The organism is Streptomyces sp. NPDC047974, from assembly GCF_040653375.1.
GTDB lineage: Bacteria > Actinomycetota > Actinomycetes > Streptomycetales > Streptomycetaceae > Streptomyces.
On sequence record NZ_JBEZNU010000009.1, the window covers coordinates 54,348 to 70,332 of the forward strand.

The 15,985-nt window shown below is 73.9% G+C and carries 13 protein-coding genes; 7 read left to right on the forward strand and 6 right to left on the reverse strand.

The genetic code is table 11. The features are described from left to right. Window positions 1-53 precede the first annotated feature (53 nt). The 3 genes from AB0E19_RS15155 to AB0E19_RS15165 form a co-directional block, all read right to left on the reverse strand. Window positions 54-1,328 carry an amidohydrolase family protein gene (locus AB0E19_RS15155; protein ID WP_362178913.1) on the reverse strand — a complete coding sequence of 425 codons (1,275 nt, stop codon included), beginning with the start codon at window positions 1,326-1,328 and terminating at the stop codon, window positions 54-56. Window positions 1,329-1,505: 177 nt separating this feature from the next. Beyond that, window positions 1,506-3,068: an MDR family MFS transporter gene (locus AB0E19_RS15160; RefSeq protein ID WP_362179441.1), complete on the reverse strand. Its 1,563-nt coding sequence runs from the start codon at window positions 3,066-3,068 to the stop codon at window positions 1,506-1,508. 118 nt (window positions 3,069-3,186) lie between these two features. Beyond that, a complete protein-coding gene (locus AB0E19_RS15165; protein ID WP_362178916.1) occupies window positions 3,187-3,882 on the reverse strand; it encodes a TetR/AcrR family transcriptional regulator in 696 nt (231 codons plus the stop codon). 199 nt (window positions 3,883-4,081) lie between these two features. Here AB0E19_RS15165 and AB0E19_RS15170 point away from each other — a divergent pair, with 199 nt between their 5' ends. After that, the gene (locus tag AB0E19_RS15170; protein ID WP_362178919.1) at window positions 4,082-5,503 is read left to right on the forward strand and encodes a lamin tail domain-containing protein; all 1,422 of its coding nucleotides are present in this window, start codon (window positions 4,082-4,084) and stop codon (window positions 5,501-5,503) included. A gap of 39 nt (window positions 5,504-5,542) precedes the next feature. On the opposite strand, the gene AB0E19_RS15175 is transcribed toward AB0E19_RS15170, so the two are convergent. Beyond that, entirely contained in the window at window positions 5,543-6,073 is a 531-nt protein-coding gene (locus tag AB0E19_RS15175) for an amphi-Trp domain-containing protein (protein ID WP_362178922.1), read from the reverse strand. A 148-nt stretch (window positions 6,074-6,221) separates the two neighbouring features. On the opposite strand from AB0E19_RS15175, the gene AB0E19_RS15180 reads away from it, so the two are divergent. Next, entirely contained in the window at window positions 6,222-7,325 is a 1,104-nt protein-coding gene (locus AB0E19_RS15180) for an AI-2E family transporter (protein ID WP_362178925.1), read from the forward strand. A gap of 40 nt (window positions 7,326-7,365) precedes the next feature. Here AB0E19_RS15180 and AB0E19_RS15185 read toward each other — a convergent pair whose 3' ends face one another. Then, window positions 7,366-8,307: an ADP-ribosylglycohydrolase family protein gene (locus AB0E19_RS15185; protein ID WP_362178928.1), complete on the reverse strand. Its 942-nt coding sequence runs from the start codon at window positions 8,305-8,307 to the stop codon at window positions 7,366-7,368. Between the two features lie 178 nt (window positions 8,308-8,485). On the opposite strand from AB0E19_RS15185, the gene AB0E19_RS15190 reads away from it, so the two are divergent. From AB0E19_RS15190 to AB0E19_RS15205, 4 genes are all read left to right on the forward strand, one after another. Beyond that, complete coding sequence (locus AB0E19_RS15190; RefSeq protein WP_362178932.1) at window positions 8,486-9,817, forward strand: ABC transporter substrate-binding protein; 1,332 nt, start codon at window positions 8,486-8,488, stop codon at window positions 9,815-9,817. A gap of 13 nt (window positions 9,818-9,830) precedes the next feature. Continuing rightward, on the forward strand, window positions 9,831-11,324 hold the full coding sequence (locus tag AB0E19_RS15195; RefSeq protein ID WP_362178935.1) for a sugar ABC transporter permease: 1,494 nt from the start codon (window positions 9,831-9,833) through the stop codon (window positions 11,322-11,324). Beyond that, window positions 11,321-12,166 (forward strand): carbohydrate ABC transporter permease, encoded by an 846-nt coding sequence (locus tag AB0E19_RS15200; RefSeq protein WP_362178938.1) that lies wholly within the window; start codon window positions 11,321-11,323, stop codon window positions 12,164-12,166. The genes AB0E19_RS15195 and AB0E19_RS15200 overlap by 4 nt, the downstream gene beginning before the upstream one ends. 116 nt (window positions 12,167-12,282) lie before the next feature. Beyond that, window positions 12,283-12,810, forward strand: coding sequence for an NUDIX hydrolase family protein (locus AB0E19_RS15205; protein ID WP_362179444.1), 528 nt, complete (start codon window positions 12,283-12,285; stop codon window positions 12,808-12,810). A gap of 68 nt (window positions 12,811-12,878) precedes the next feature. Here the strand turns inward: AB0E19_RS15205 and AB0E19_RS15210 are convergent, their stop codons facing one another. Next, on the reverse strand, window positions 12,879-13,652 hold the full coding sequence (locus tag AB0E19_RS15210) for a D-Ala-D-Ala carboxypeptidase family metallohydrolase (protein WP_362178941.1): 774 nt from the start codon (window positions 13,650-13,652) through the stop codon (window positions 12,879-12,881). A 310-nt stretch (window positions 13,653-13,962) separates the two neighbouring features. On the opposite strand from AB0E19_RS15210, the gene AB0E19_RS15215 reads away from it, so the two are divergent. Next, window positions 13,963-15,921: a SpoIIE family protein phosphatase gene (locus tag AB0E19_RS15215; protein WP_362178944.1), complete on the forward strand. Its 1,959-nt coding sequence runs from the start codon at window positions 13,963-13,965 to the stop codon at window positions 15,919-15,921. The last annotated feature ends 64 nt before the right edge of the window (window positions 15,922-15,985 follow it).

The following is a 15,985-nucleotide window of genomic DNA, read 5'->3' on the forward strand; positions in this document are numbered from 1 at the left end:
GGACGAAAGGAACGAACGAAGGAACGAAGGAAGGAAGGCAGTCAGGCAGGCAGTCAGACGAGGAGACCCGCGCGGACCACACGCACCGGGGCCCTGAGGAGCGAGAGATCCGCGAGCGGGTCGCCGTCCAGGAGGATCGCGTCACCGGCGTAGCCCCGGGCGAGGCGGCCGACCGTGCGGTCGAGGCCGAGGAGGCGGGCGGCGCCGGTGGTGGCGGTGCGGAGGGCGTCGAGGGCCGGGAGGCCGGCGGCGTGCATGAGTTCCACCTCACGGCCGACGGGGTCGACCGTGCCGCCCGAGGAGTCGGTGCCGGCCGCGAGCGGGACGCCGAGCTCGTACGCGGCGCGCACGGCCCGCTTCAGGACCGGCAGGAAGGCGCGGCCGCGTTCGGCGAGGACCGGGTCCGGGTCGTCGGCGAGCCCGGCGATGGCCGTGAGCGTCGGGGTGAGGTACGTGTCGCGGCGTCGCATCTCGTGGAGGGTGCGTTCGCCGACGAAGACGCCGTGCTCCAGGGAGCGGACGCCCGCGGTGACGGCGTCGTGGCAGCCCTTCTCGCTGTAGCCGTGGCAGAGCACTCCCTTGCCGTGACGGCGGGCCGCCGCGACGGTCTCGGACAGCTGCTCGCGCGAGTAGACCTGGGTGAGGGGGTCCTGGTCGGGCAGGCCCGCGCGTTCGTCGACCCGCGTCTTGATGACGTCGGCGCCGCGGGCGGCGTTGACATCGACCACGCGGCGCAGCGCCTCGGCCGAACGGACGCCGGCCTTCGACCGCGCGAGGGGGGTGAGGTCGGGGTCGGCCAGGACCGTGTCGCCGAGCTCGGGGGTGACGAAGACGCCGGCGGCGCGCAGCCGGGGCGCGAGCCGGGGGCTGTGCCGGGCCAGATCGCGGACGGCGATGTCCTGGTAGAAGGAGGTCGAGCCGCTGCGCGCGCTCGTCACTCCGCAGCGGAGCGCGGCGCGCGCCTCGGCGGTGGTACCGAGGTGTGTGTGGGCGTCGGTGAGCCCCGGCAGGATCCAGCGCCCGTCCGCGTCCAGGACCGGCGGGCCGTCCGGAACCCGTACGGAACCGGCGCGGCCGACGGCGGTGACGGTGCCGCGCCGGATGACGACCACGGCGTCCTCGGTGACGTGCCCGGTCGCGGGATCGAGCAGCGCACCTCCCCTGATGACCAGGTCACCGGCCCCCGTGGGGGCTCCGCCTTCCCCGGCTCCGGAAGCGGCCGCGGCGGTGCCGCTCGCGGTCATGGTTCCGGCGAGCACGGCGGCGCCGACGAGTACGCCGCGGCGGGTCAGGCCGGCGGGGACGGGCTGGGTGGCGTCGACGCACATGAGGACTCCTTGGTGGCAGGACGACCACGGGTCCCTGTTTTGTATGCCAAATCGAGGATGCGGAACAAGGGTTCTCGTTCCGAATCGAAGGCGGAGGGTGGTTTGGTATACGCAATGCGCCGCCGAGCCTCAGCTCGGCGGCGCATGTGGTTCGTCCTGTCGGTGCTGCTTCCCGGGCTACGCCGGAGCGTCGGCCGCGGTGCGGGCGGGACCGGTTTCCTCGGCCTCCTCGGCGAGTCGCTGCATGCCGCTGGTGGTCTTCAGCGGCTTCTCCTTCACGAAGAGGACGCAGAGCAGCGCGAGCGCGGCGAAGGGGGTCGCGATGAGGAAGAGTTCGGCGGTGGCGACGCCGTAGGCGTGCTCCACGATCTCGCGGATCGGGGCCGGGAGGGTCGCCATGTCGGGCACCGCGCCGTGTCCGGCCGAGCCGCCCCCGGCCGGCACTCCGGCGTCCGCGAGGCCCTGGGTCGTCTCCGTGGCGACGCGGTTCGCCAGGATGGCGCCGAGCACGCTGGTGCCGATGGTGCCGCCGAGGCTGCGGAAGAAGGAGAGGACGGAGGTGGCGGCGCCGAGCTCGCCGGCCTGCACGTCGTTCTGCGCGGCCAGGACGAGGTTCTGCATCAGCATGCCGACGCCGATGCCCATCACGGCCATGTAGACGCTGGTCACGCCGAAGTGCGTGCCGGAGTCGATCGTGGAGAGGAGCCCGAGACCGGCCGTCATGGTGAGGGCACCGGCGACCAGGTAGACCTTCCAGCGGCCGGTCCTGCTGATGATCTGTCCGGCGACGGTGGAGGAGACCAGGAGGCCGAGGATCATGGGCAGGCTCATGAGGCCGGCGACCGTCGGGGACTTCCCCAGGGAGATCTGGAAGTACTGCGAGAGGAAGACCGTGCCGCCGAACATGGCGAGGCCGACGAAGAGGCTGGCGACGGTCGTGAGCGACACGGTGCGGTTGCGGAAGATGCCGAGCGGGATGATCGGCTCGGCGACCCGGGACTCGACGAAGACCGCCGCGACGAGCAGGAGCAGTCCGCCGCCGGTCAGGGCCGCGGTCTGCCAGGAGGCCCAGTCGAAGCTGTTGCCGGCGAGCGACACCCAGATGAGGAGGGCGCAGACGCCGGCGACGATCAGGAAGGCGCCCAGGTAGTCGATCTTCGCCTCGCGGCGCAGGTCGGGCAGCTTGAGGGTCCGCTGGAGCAGCACGATGGCGAGGAGCGCGAAGGGGACGCCGATGAAGAAGCACCAGCGCCAGCCCAGCCAGGAGGTGTCGACGAGGACACCGCCGATGAGCGGACCCGCGACGGTGCCGACGGCGAAGACGGCACCGAAGACGCCGGCGTACTTGCCGAGCCTGCGCGGTGGGATGATCGCCGCCATCACGACCTGCGCGAGGGCGGTCAGGCCGCCGGCGCCGATGCCCTGGGCGACGCGGCTGAAGATCAGCAGCCCGACCTCCTGGGAGAAGCCGGCCAGGAGCGAGCCGACCACGAACAGGCCCAGCGAGATCTGGAGCAGCAGCTTCTGGTTGTAGAGGTCGGCGAGCTTGCCCCAGAGCGGCACGGTGGCCGTCATGGCGAGCAGCTCGGCGGTGACGACCCAGGTGTACGAGGACTGGCTCGCGCCCAGGTCGGCGATGATCCGGGGCAGCGCGTTGGCGACCACGGTCCCGGCGAGGATGGAGACGAACATGCCCGCCATCAGGCCGGACATGGCCTGGAGTATCTGCCGGTCCGACATGGCGGCCGGGGACGCCTCGACGGGCGCCGCGGCTGGTGATTTCACAGCTTCTCTTTCTCGGTGGTGCGTGGGTCGCGAGGGGCGTGGACGCCCCGGCGCGTGAGGACCTGGCGGTGGCTCAGGTCCGGTGGCCGGTGGCCGGCGGGGGCTCCGGGAGACCTGCGGCGAGGTGCTCGAACGTCTCCCGGAACACCTCGGCGAAGGGGGCCTGGTCCTGTCGTACGGACCAGTGCTCGACCGCGACGCGCACGGCGGTGCCGCCGACGGCGGCGAGCAGCCTCGGATACAGGTCCAGGGCGCGCCGGCGCTCCTCGTCCTCCGGTGACGCGAACGCGGGCCGGTCCTCGGCGAAGAGCGGCGAGCCGGCGCCGATGCGCTCCGCGAGCGCCTCGGCGAGACCGAGTTCGTCGGCCATGTGCGCGCCGATCCTGCGCGCGAGGAGCTGGGGCGCCTTGCGCAGCACCTCGGCGTGCAGGCGCCACACCTCCTGCTGCTGCTCGACCTCCTCCAGCTCCGCCGCGAGGGCGTCACGGAGGACCTCCAGCGGGGCGGGCCCGGGCGGTGCGGCGAGCACGGCCCGGCAGACGCGGTCGCCGGCATCGGACCCGACCATGACGAAGACCTCGTCACGGGAGTCGAAGTAGTTGAAGAACGTGCGCGTGGAGACGCCCGCGGCCGCGCTGATGGCGTCGACGGTGACGTTCTCGACCCCCCGCTCGACCGCCAGCCGCACCGCCGCCTCGACCAGAGCGGCCCGCGTCGCCCGCTTCTTGCGCTCTCTGAGCCCGCCCTCGGCAGGCACCCCCTCCACCATAGGTGCATGGTACGCAAAACTGCAGACCATGCAAAAATCTCCCCGGCCGCACCGTATGGCGTGTACGGGGGCGGTGCGGTGCGGTGCGGGAGAGGGTTTCGCTGGTGTTCACGGAGGAAGTCCGGGGCCGAGGGGTGGTGTTCGGGTGTGGCCGCGAGCGTCGGGGCGCCTTCCCCATCGACCTCCAGGACGGACTTCCGTGACCGTTTCGCGTGTACGCCGCCGGCGCCGTGATCTGACCCTCGCCCTCGCCGCCGTACCGGCGCTCGTCCTCGGCGCGCTGACCGCCGCGCCCGCGCAGGCCGCGCCCGCCGACGACATCCGCGTCAACGAGGTCGTCACCACCGGGTCCGTCGAGGACTCGATCGAGCTCTACAACAAGGGCACGTCGACCGTCGACCTCTCCGGCTGGATCCTCAAGGACGACAGCAACGGCTCGAAGTACACGATCGCCTCGGGCACGTCGCTCGCCCCGGGCGCCTTCCGGGCCTTCGACGTGCACGGCACGTTCGGGCTCGGCTCCAGCGACAAGGCGCGCCTCTACCTGCCCGACGGCAGCACGCTCGTCGACAGCCACACCTGGACCGGCCACTCCTCGCCGTCCTGGTCCCGCTGCCCCGACGGCACCGGCGCGTTCCGCGCGGCCGCCCTCACGCTCGGCGCTCCCAACGCCTGCGGCGGCACCGGCGGCGGTACGGATCCGGTCGCCTGGCCCGGCGGCAGCGCCATCGCGACCGCCGACGCCTCGAACGTCTTCGGCGGCGACCTGAGCGGCCTCCACCAGGACGGCTCCGTCCTCTGGGCCGCGCAGAACAGCGGAAAGCTGTGGCGGCTCGTCCGCGACGGCTCCGGCGGCTGGACCCCGGACACCGCCGACGGCTGGTCCTCCGGCAAGACCCTGCGCTTCCCCAACGGCTCCGGCACGCCCGACGGCGAGGGCGTCACGGTCACCGGCGCCGGCGCCGCCGGCGGCGTCTTCGTCGCCAGCGAGCGCAACGGCGACGCCTCCGGCACCAGCCGCCTCTCCGTCCTGCGCTACGACGTCGCCGGCACGGGCTCCGCCCTCACCGCCACGCGCGAGTGGAACCTCACCGCCGACCTTCCGCCGACCGGCTCCAACGCCGGTTTCGAGGCGATCACCTGGATCCCCGACGCCTCCCTCACCGCCGCCGGCTTCAAGGACGCCTCGACCGGTGCCCCCTACGCCCCGGCCGGTTACGGCGCCCACGGCGGCGGCGTGTTCTTCGTCGGCGTCGAGGGCACCGGGGCCGTGCACGGGTACGTCCTGCAGGACTCCGGCGCCTTCACCCGCGTCGCCTCGATCGCCACCGGGATGGCCGGCGTCATGGAGGTGCAGTGGGAGCCGCAGGCGTCCCGGCTGTGGGCCGTCTGCGACGACACCTGCGACGGCCTGCACCGCACGCTGAAGGTCGACTCCGCCTCCGGCGCCTTCGCCGTCACCGCCACGTACGCGCGGCCCGCCGGCATGCCCGACTACAACAACGAGGGCTTCGCACTCGCCGGCGCCGACGAGTGCGTGGCGGGCAGCAAGCCCGTCTACTGGTCCGACGACTCCAACACCGGCGGCCACGCCCTCCGGAGGGGCACCGTCAGCTGCTGAGTCCCGCGCCCGTGCGTCACCTCGGCTCCCGCCGGGCGGTCACGACCGCTTGGCGGGAGCCTTCGCCTTGGTCGTGACCGGGGCCTTCTTCGCGGAGGCCTTCTTGACGGCCACCGCCTTCTTGACCGCCACCGCCTTCTTGGGCGGGCCCGACTTCGCGGGGGCGGGCTTGCCCGGCGCGGGCTTCTTCGGCGCCGCCTTCTTGCCGGCCTCCTTCTTCACCGCCGCCTTCCTCGCCGGCGCCTTCTTCGCCGCCGGCTTCTTGGCGGGTGCCTTCTCGGCGGCCGACTTCTTGCTCGCCGCCTTCTCCTTCTCCTTCTCCTTCTCCTTCGGGGTCGCCGCGCCCCGGACGGGCCACTTCAGCTCGATCTCGATCTCGATCTCGCCCTCCTCGACCGACAGCTCGATCTCGCCCGCGAGCTTCTCGGGGATCCGGAGGTTCAGGACGCCCCCGCCCATTTCGAGTTCGGCCTCGCCGCCCTTGCGGAGGGCGGTCGCGAGGGCGGACAGCTGGTCGGCCGCGTCCGCGCGGGAGAGCGAGCGCTTCCGCTCGTACTTGAAGTCCTTCATGTCGGCCTCCGGTCATCGCCAGTCAGGGCGCATCGTCGTACTTTCCGGACAATACTCTCGATCTTGGTCCGCCGCTGGGCGGGTGAAGGTCGCGGAGCAACGGTGCGGCGGCGCGGGGCGAGGAGCGGCGCGGTGGTAGCCGTCGGCCATGCAGCCGCAGTCAGCGGGGTTCTCCCAGGTGGCCCCCTTCCTCCGCACGGCCGCCGCGTACGCGTGGCGGCTGCTCGCCGTCGGTCTCTTCGTCTACGCCCTGTTCGCCCTGCTCGGCCGGTTCCACGAGATCGGGGTGGCCCTCTTCCTCGGGCTCGTCGTCACCGCGCTGCTGCGGCCGGTGGCCGATGTCGTGGCCCGCGGTCTGCCCCGCGGACTCGCGGTGGCCCTCACCCTGCTCGGCGGACTCGCGCTGGTCCTCGGGGTGCTGGCGCTGGTCGGGGAGGCGGTGGCGAACGAGCGGACGACCCTCGTGCGGGAGTTCCGGGACGGCGTCGACCGCATCCAGCGGTGGCTGGAGGCCCCGCCGTTCCACGTCCGTCCCGAAGCGCTGACGGACCTGGAGGCGCGGATCGGGCAGTTCCTGTCCAGCCACCGCGCGGCGCTGGTCGGCGAGGCGGTGAGCGGGGCGCACCACGTGGTGGCGGTGCTGACGACGCTCGCCCTGGCCGTGTTCGCGTCGGTTTTCTTCATCCACTCGGGGGACCGCCAATGGGCGTGGTTCCAGGAGCAGCTGCCGGAGTCGGTACGGGAGCGGGTGGCGGTCGGCGGACGTGCGGCGTGGCGGACGTTCACGGGGTACACCCACGGGATCGTGCTCGTCGCCGCGGTGAACGCGGTGCTCGTCGGGGTCGCCCTGTGGCTGCTCGGCGTGCCGCTGGCGGTGCCGCTGGCGCTGCTGGAGTTCGCGGCGGCGTTCGTGCCGCTCATCGGTTCGCCGATCGCGCTGGCGGTGGCCGCGGTGGTGGCCCTGGCGGCGAAGGGGCCGCTGGTGGCGGGGCTCGTGGTGGCGCTGATCGTCGTGATCGGGCAGATCGAGGGGCATGTCCTGCACCCGCTGGTGATGAGCTGGGCGGTGCGGCTCCACCCGCTGGTGGTCGCGGTCTCGGTGGTGGCGGGCTCGATCGCCGCCGGCATCGTGGGGGCGGTGGTGGCGGTGCCGTTGGTGTCGGTGGTGTGGTCGGTGCGTACGGCGCTGCGGCGCGAGGCCCGGGAACGTACGGGTGACGCCCCCGACCCCGCGGCGGGCGCGGGCCCCTGACCTCACCCGACGGTCCGGCGGCCCCACGGCCCCGCGTCTCTCAGCCGAGGCCTTCCGGCAGCGGCGGGAGGGGCTCGCGGGCCGTGTGCCAGGCGGCGGGCAGGGCCTCGACTCCGGTGCGGGCGGCGATCACCCCGCCCGCGATGGCGCAGGTGGTGTCGATGTCGCCGCGGCCCGCGACGGTGGTCCAGAGGCCCTCGTGCAGGTCGTCGAGGTGCCCGGCCGCGCACCAGAGGGCGTACGGGACGGTGTCGGGGCCGGACATGCGGTATCCGGAACCGAGGACCTCGGCGGCGTGCCGGACGGAGGTGTGGCCGGGCATGCGGGCGGCGATCCGCAGGCCGGACCGGACGTCGCCGTCCGGGAGGTGGTCGGCGACGGTCAGGAGCAGGTCGGGGCGCGCGGGGGCGGGGCCGCCGCGGCTGCGGGTGGCCAGCGCGGCGGCGAGGGCGACGGCCGTCGCCCCGGCGACCGCCTCGGGGTGGTGGTGGGAGACGACGGCCTGACGGGCGGCCAGCTCCGCGACGGTGCCGAGGTCTCCTGCGTGCCAGGCGCCGAGCGGGGCGACGCGCATGGCGGCGCCGTTGCCCCAGGAGCCCTGCCCGCCGAACTGTCCGGCGACGACGTCCCGCCAGGGCTCGCCGGCGTCGATCCGGCGCAGGACGTCGTGCATGGAGGCGCCGTAGCCGCGGTGGGTGTCGGCGGTGTAGGCGGCGGCGAGCGCGCGGGCGAGCCGGTGCTGGTCGACGGCGCCGCCGAGCCCGGCGAGTTCGCGTACGAGGACGAGGGCCTGGGCGGTGTCGTCGGTCCACCGCCACGGCTCCTCCGCCGGGAGCGTCCGCGCCACCAGGGGCGCCTCGCCCTGCCTGCGGAGGATGCGGAACCAGCGGTCGCCGAAGGCGTCTCCGAACGCGAGCCCGTGCAGCGAGTCCCGTACGGGGGTGGGCAGGGCGGTCGTCCGGGCGGTCGGCGTCTCGGTCATCGGAGCAGTATCACGGCTCGGCGCACTCCGGGGCACCCGGTTTGGCCCCGGCCCGCCAGGCGGGCCGCGCCGGCGCCGGTGACGGTCGTGGCGAGGACGGGCAGTTGGGTCGCGCCCGTTGACATGCCTTCGTCATTCCTCCCTAGCATGAAGGTTTCGAAGCGAAGGAAGGACGATCATGCGACGACCCTCCCTCACGACCCTCCGCGCCGCGGGCGCGCTCTCCGCGGCACTCGCGCTCGCGCTCACCGCCACCGGCTGCGGCGGCGACGCGGACCCGAAGTCCGGCGGCGAACTGGCCGGCACGACCGTCACCGTCGCCGGCGTGTGGACCGGCGGCGAGCAGGAGAACTTCAAGAAGGTCCTCGACGCGTTCAGCGCGAAGACCGGCGCCAAGACCGTCTTCGTCCCCTCCGGCGACAACGTCTCCACCTTCGTCGGCAGCAAGATCGAGGGCGGCAACGCCCCCGAGGTGGTCCTCGTCCCCCAGGTCGGCGTGCTCCGGCAGTTCGCCGAGGCGGGCTGGCTGAAGCCGCTCTCGGAACCGGCCGCGACCACCGCGTCCGGGAACCTCGCACCGGTCTGGAAGGAGTACGGCACGGTCGACGGCACCTTCTACGGCCTCTACTTCAAGGCCGCCCACAAGTCGACCGTCTGGTACGCCCCCGACGCCCTGGAGCAGGCCGGGGTGGGCGAGCCGAAGAGCTGGGACGAGCTGCTCGCGGCGGGCCGGACGCTCGCCGACTCGGGCCTGCCCGCGTTCGCCGTCGCCGGCGAGGACGGCTGGACGCTCACCGACTGGTTCGAGAACGTCTACCTGTCGCAGGCGGGACCCGAGAAGTACGACCTGCTCGCCCGGCACGAGCTGAAGTGGACCGACCCCAGCGTCGTCACCGCGCTCACCACCCTCGCCGAGGTCTTCGAGGACGAGCGGCTCGTCGCGGGCGGGGCCGCCGAGGCGCTGCGGACCGACTTCCCGGGCTCCGTGGAGAAGGTCTTCGGCCCGGAGCCCGAGGCCGCCCTGGTGTACGAGGGCGACTTCGTCGGCGGCGTCGCCAAGGACGAGTTCGGCAGGAAGCCCGGCGAGGACGCGAAGTTCTTCCCCTTCCCGCCGGTCGGCTCCGGGACGGCACCCGTGGTCAGCGGCGGCGACGCCGCCGTCGTCCTCAAGGACGCGAAGAACGCGGACGCCGGGATGAGGCTCCTGGAGTTCCTCGCCACGCCCGAGGCCGCCGAGGTGTGGGCGGGGGCGGGCGGATTCCTCTCCCCCAACAAGGACGTGAAGCCGGAGGCGTACGCGGACGACACCGCCCGCGCCACCGCCGCCTCGCTCGTCGCCGCCGGGGACACCGTCCGCTTCGACCTGTCCGACCAGGCGCCGGCCGCGTTCGGCGGCACCAAGGGCGCCGGCGAGTGGAAGCTCCTCCAGGACTTCCTGCGCGACCCCTCGGACCCGCGCCGGACGGCGGCCGCGCTGGAGGCGGCGGCGGCCAAGGCGTACGGGAACTGAGGCCGGGCCCGCCATGGACCGGCCCACCGGCGACAGCGAGCCCGCGACCGACCCGACGTCCGAGACCGACCCGCGGTCCCCGACCGTTCCGCCGTCCGCGACCGACCGGGCGTCCCCGGCCGACCCGTCGTCCGCCATCGGCCCTCCGTCCGCGACCGGCCGGCGGCCCGTCGCACGCCCGCGGCCCAGGGCGCGCCCCGCGGCGGATCCGCGGCGGCGCGCCCTGCGCCGGAGGCGGCTGCTCGGTGCCGCCTTCGCCCTCCCCGCGCTGCTGCTCCTCGGCGCGCTCGTCGCCTATCCGGTGGTCTTCTCCGTCGGCCGCAGTCTCTTCGACGCGAGCGGCGACCGGTTCGTCGGCGCGGACAACTACGTGGAGATGTTCCGCGACCCGGCCACGCTGAAGGCGCTGCGCAACAGCGCGGTCTGGGTGGTCGTCGCCCCCGTGCTGCTCACCTGGCTCGGGCTGGTGCTCGCCGTGCTCACCGAGAAGGTCCGCTGGGCGACGGCGTTCAAGCTCGTGCTGTTCCTGCCCATGGCCGTGTCCTTCCTGGCCGCGGGCATCGTCTTCCGGCTGGCGTACGAGCAGGATCCCGGCCGGGGGGTGCTCAACGCGGTCGTGGTGGGCGTCCACGACGCCTTCGACGAGCCGTCCCCGTACCCGACCGCCCGTGCCAGGGACGGCCAGGGCCTCACCGGCGGCCCGGCCGACGGGTACACGAGCGGCGCGCTGCGGCCCGGCTCCGTGGCCGTCCTGCCCTTCGTGGGCGTCGCCCCCGGAGCCGTACCGGCGGGTGCGGAGCCGGCGCGGGCCCCCGAGCCCGCTCCGGACGGTCTGTCCGGGACCGTGTACCTGGACTTCACGCCCGGCGCGGGGGGCCGGGCCGGTGCCGTCGACGCCCGGGAGAAGGGGCTGCCCGGGATGACGGTCGAGGCCGTCGGGGCGGACGGGGCGGTGGCGGCGTCCGCGCGGACGGCCGCCGACGGCACCTTCCGCCTCGACGGGCTGGAGGACGGGACGTACCGGCTGCGGGTGCCGGCCGCGAACTTCGCCGCCGGGTACGGCGGGGTCGACTGGCTCGGCCCGGCCCTCGTCACGCCGGCCGTCATCGGCGCCTACCTGTGGGTGTGGACCGGCTTCTCCATGGTCCTGATCGGGGCGGGGCTCGCCGCCCTCCCCCGTGACGTCCTGGAGGCGGCCCGGGTGGACGGCGCGAGCGAGCGGCAGGTCTTCCGGCGGATCACGGTGCCGCTGCTCGCGCCCGTCCTCACGGTCGTGTTCGTGACGCTGGTGATCAACGTGATGAAGGTCTTCGACCTCGTCTACGTCATCGCCCCGGGGCCCGTGCAGGAGGACGCGAACGTCCTGGCCACGCGGATGTGGCTGGTGTCCTTCGGCGGCGGGAACGACCAGGGGCTCGGCAGCGCGCTGAGCGTGCTGCTGCTCCTGCTCGTCGTCCCGGCGATGGTGTTCAACATCCGGCGCTTCCGGAAGGGGGGCTCGCGATGAGGACCGCGAAGGTGACGCGGTGGCTGGGGAGTTCGGCGGTGCAGGCGCTGCTCGTCCTGGTCGCCCTGGTCTGGATCACCCCGCTGGCCGGGCTGCTGCTCTCCTCGCTGCGCTCGGAGCGGGACAACGCCGCGGACGGCTGGTGGACCTCGGTCACCGAGCCGTCGCAGCTCTCCTTCGACAACTACCGCGCACTGCTGGACGATTCGGGGCTCGTCCAGGCGTTCTGGAACACCGTCCTGATCTCCGTGCCCACCACCGCCCTGGTGGTGGGGGTGGCGGCCCTCGCCGGATACGCCTTCGCGTGGCTGGAGTTCCCGGGCCGGGACGGGCTCTTCCTGGTGGTCGTCGGCCTGTTGGTGGTCCCGGTGCAGATCGGGCTGCTTCCGGTGGCCAAACTCTTCGGCGCGGTGGGGCTGTTCGGGACGGTGGCCGGTGTCGTCCTCTTCCACGTCGCGTACGGGCTGCCCTTCGCGGTCTTCCTGCTGCGGAACTTCTTCGCGGAGATCCCCCGGGAGATGCTGGAGGCGGCCCGCATCGACGGCGGCGGGGAGTGGCGGATCTTCCGGCGCCTCGTGCTGCCGCTGGGGCGGCCTGCGCTGGCGAGCCTGGCGATCTTCCAGTTCCTGTGGGTGTGGAACGACATGCTGGTGGCGCTGCTCTTCGCGGACGGCGAGTCCCAGCCGCTGACGGTGGCGCTCCAGTCGCAGATGCGGCAGTTCGGCAGCAACATCGGGGTCCTGGCGCCGGGGGCGTTCCTGTCCCTGGTCGTGCCCCTGGTGGTGTTCTTCGCCTTCCAGAAGCACTTCGTGCAGGGGGTGATGGCCGGATCGGTGAAGTGAGGCCGGATGGCGGCCGCGGGGGGGGCTCCTGGTCCCTCCGCGGCTCACCCGAACGACGGATGCCGGAATCCGGGTCGCACGGCGGTGGCGGAAAGTATGATCAGGCGATGTCTGACATGACTGAGACCACGCCCGGCTGGATGTCCTCGGACGAGCTGGACACGGCCCGCGCCCGGATGCCGATCCTCTACGTCGACGCCGTTCCCGTCCGCGTGGACGACAGCGGCGAGGTCACGAGCATCGGACTGCTGCTCCGCATCGGCGCCGACGGAACGATCAACCGCACCCTCGTCTCCGGGCGCGTCATGCACCACGAACGCGTCCGGGACGCTCTGCTGCGGCACCTGGAGAAGGACCTCGGTCCCGTCGCCCTGCCCCGCGTGCCCGCGTCCCTGCAGCCGTTCACGGTCGCCGAGTACTTCCCGACGGCCGGCATCACCCCGTTCCACGACCCCCGCCAGCACGCCGTCTCGCTGGCCTACGTCGTCCCGGTCAGCGGCGACTGCCGCCCCCGCCAGGACGCCCTCGACCTGGTGTGGTTCAGCCCCAGGGAAGCCGTCTCCGCGGCGGTGCAGAGCGAGATGCCCGGCGGCCACGGCGTCCTCCTGAAGCAGGCGCTGGCGCACGTCGGCGTCACGTACTGAGCCCTCACCGCCCATCACACCGGCCCGGCCGCGCGGGAAAGCGCGTCCGGGCCGGCGGGGTGGCCCGCTCAGATGCCGCAGGAGGAGGCGGACCAGTAGCGGCTGGGGCGGTGGTCGACGTGGGCGTGGTCGGAGTGGCCGGGGTAGCCCGGGCCGAGGATGCCGTTGAAGCCGTGGTTGCGGGCCTGCTGGGCCAGGCGGCACAGGGAGTGCGGCCCGGAGCCGAGGTCGGCCGCGTCACCGTACAGGTGCCGGCTGTCCGTGGCGCCGCCGACCGCCGCGTTGCAGGAGGTGCTGCGGAAGCCGCTCGTCACCCGGATGGGCTCGTCGCCGAGGGCGTGCCGGAGGGCCTCCAGCTTCCACATGGTCCGCAGGGCGTTCGATTTGGCCGTGGTGGCGCTGACGGCCCCGCCGGACCAGGTGGAGTTGCAGTTGTTCAGCTCGGCGTAGGTGAAGTGGATCGGCGTGCAGTCGTCGTCCTGGAGGGCGTACAGCTTGCTGAAGGTCGCGGGCCCCGCGACCCCGTCCGCGACGAGTCCGTAGGCGGACTGGAAGCGCTTCACGGCGGCGGCGGTGGCCGGTCCGTAGGAGCCGTCGACGGCGAGGACGGCGCCGTAGCCGGGGTAGCCCGCGACGCGGATCTGGAGCTGGGTGACGTCGGCTCCGCTCGCCCCCTGGGAGAGCGTGCGGGACCAGGTGTAGCACCCGTCGGCGCGGGCCGGCCCCGCACCGGCGACGACCCCGGCGAGACCGGCGACGAGCAGCACGAGGGCGAGCAGGAGTCTCGACACCGGGGACACCCGGGTCACGGGGGAAACGGGAGCACGGCTGTGCAGGAGCATCGGGCGGGCCTCCACCTCAACGGGCGCACGAGCCCCGGCGCGGGCACGCCAGGACATGTCATGCATCTGTCAGCGAACCTGTCGGGGGAAGCCTGGCCCCTGGGGTCGACGCGCGTCAACCACCCCGCCCGACCGCCGTGCGACCGGACGGCGGCGGGCCGGAATCGTCCCGCGCCCCGATGATGAGAACGTGAAGGGCGGCGAAACCACGGGAGACCCGGACGGCCCCGGACCCGATGATTCCGGTACGGGCCCGGGCCCGGCCGACGCGAGGGGATCCGCCGCCGGCGGACCTCCCGTCGATCCGCGCATGTTCGACGGGACCGTCGCCGCCGTCGCCGTGCTCGCCGGACCCGAGGGGCGGCTCCTCTACACGAACTCCGCCTTCACCCGGCTCTTCGGGGTGCGACGGCTCGGGCTCCCGGCGCGGGAGGCGTTCCCGGACGCGGACGGCCACCGCTTCCTGGCCGTCCTCGACTCCGTACGGGACACCGGACGGGCCCGGCAGGTCGTCGGCGAGCGGCGGACCGACCCCGGGCAGCCGGGGCAGGCCCGGCACTTCGTCTACTCGTGCAGCGCCGTCAGCACCGACCAGGGACCCGGGATCCTCGTCCTGGCCATGGACACCACGGCCGAGACGCTGACGCTCCAGCGGTACGAGGCGCTGGTCTCGGCCATCTCCCAGATGGTGTGGGTGATGGGGCCCGACGGGGTCATGGAGGAGATCGTCCCGGGCTGGGAGCGGCTCACGGGCACGCCCTGGCGGCGGCGGGCCGACGCGGGCTGGTACGCGCACATCCACCCGAGGGACCGGGAGCTGCTGGGCGAGGCGTGGCGGCGCGCGGCCGGCGGGGGCGGGCAGCCCGGGGTGTTCGAGGCGACGTTCCGGGTGCGGGCGGAGGACGGCTCGTACCGGCACATGACCACCCGCTCCGTGCCGGTGCTGCGCGACGGCAGGCTCACCGAGTGGGTGGCGGCCACGGCCGACGTCGAGGACGCCTGGGGCACCCGGCTGCGCGAGCGGCTCCTCGCGCAGGTCGCGGCGGTGTCGGGGGCGAGCCTGCACGAGGCGTTCGCCGAGGTGGTGAAGGTCGTCGTGCCGGAGCTCACCGACGCCTGCCTGGTCCTCCTGCTCTCGCACGACGAATGGCCGCTGCCCGAGCACGCCGGGGTGACGGCGCGGCGCATCGCCTCGGCGACCCGCCCGGGGCTGCCCGCCCCGCCGGCGCTGCGCGGCCAGGGCGTGGCCGTCACGGCCGCGGTGCGCAAGGTCCTCGACCACCGCGAGCCGGTCACCTTCCGGCTCGTGCCGGGCGCGCCGGTGCCGCCCGGGCTGATCCCGACCGTGAGCGAACGCTGGCTGCACGCCTCGGGGGCCACCAGCCTGACGCTGATCCCGCTGATCGTCGGGGACCGGGTGCTCGGTTACGCCGCGACCAGCAGCAACGGCGACACGCCCATCCCCGGCCCGGCCGAGACCGAGCTCCTGCGCGAGGTGCTGCACCACGCGCAGCGCCCGATCCGCAAGGTCCTCGACCTCCAGCAGGCGCGGCGCACCGCCCTCGGCCTCCAGCGGGCGCACCTGACCGAGCCGCCGCGGGTCGACGGCGGGACCCTGGCCGCGCTCTACCAGCCGGCGAGCCCCAGCGGGGAGATCGGCGGGGACTGGTACGACGCCTTCACGCTCCCGGACGACACCCTCGTCCTCGACATCGGGGACGTGGCGGGCCACGACCTCACGGCGGCGACGGCGATGGGCCAGATGCGGAGCATGCTGCGGGCCCTGGCGTACGCGGGCGGTCCCGGCGCCCGGCCGGACGCGGTGCTCGCCCGGCTCGACCACGTCTCCGCGGGTCTGGGGACGGCCCCGCTGGCCACCGCCCTGCACGCCGTGCTGCGCCGCCGCGCGGACGGGACGTGGCTGCTGAGCTGGTCGAGCGCGGGACATCCGCCGCCGCTCGTCGTCCCCGCCGACGGCGACGCCGGCTACCTCCCCGGCGCGGCGGACCCGCCGCTCTGCGTGGCCTCGGACTACCTCCGGACGACCCACGTCCACGTGCTGGGTCCCGGCGACACCCTGCTGCTCTACACCGACGGGCTCATCGAGACGCCCTCCGCCCCCATCGACGAGGGCCAGCGCCGGCTGGCCTCCGAGGCCGGCCTCTGCCGCCGTCAGGCCCTCCCCGACCTGCTCCGCATCCTCCAGGGCCTCTCGGACCACCGCGACGACACGGCGATGCTGGCCTTCCGGGTGGACGGGACGCCCTGACGGCGGCGCGGGGCGGGCGGGACGAGGCGGCGCGGGGCGGGGCGGGGCGGGGCGGGGACACACG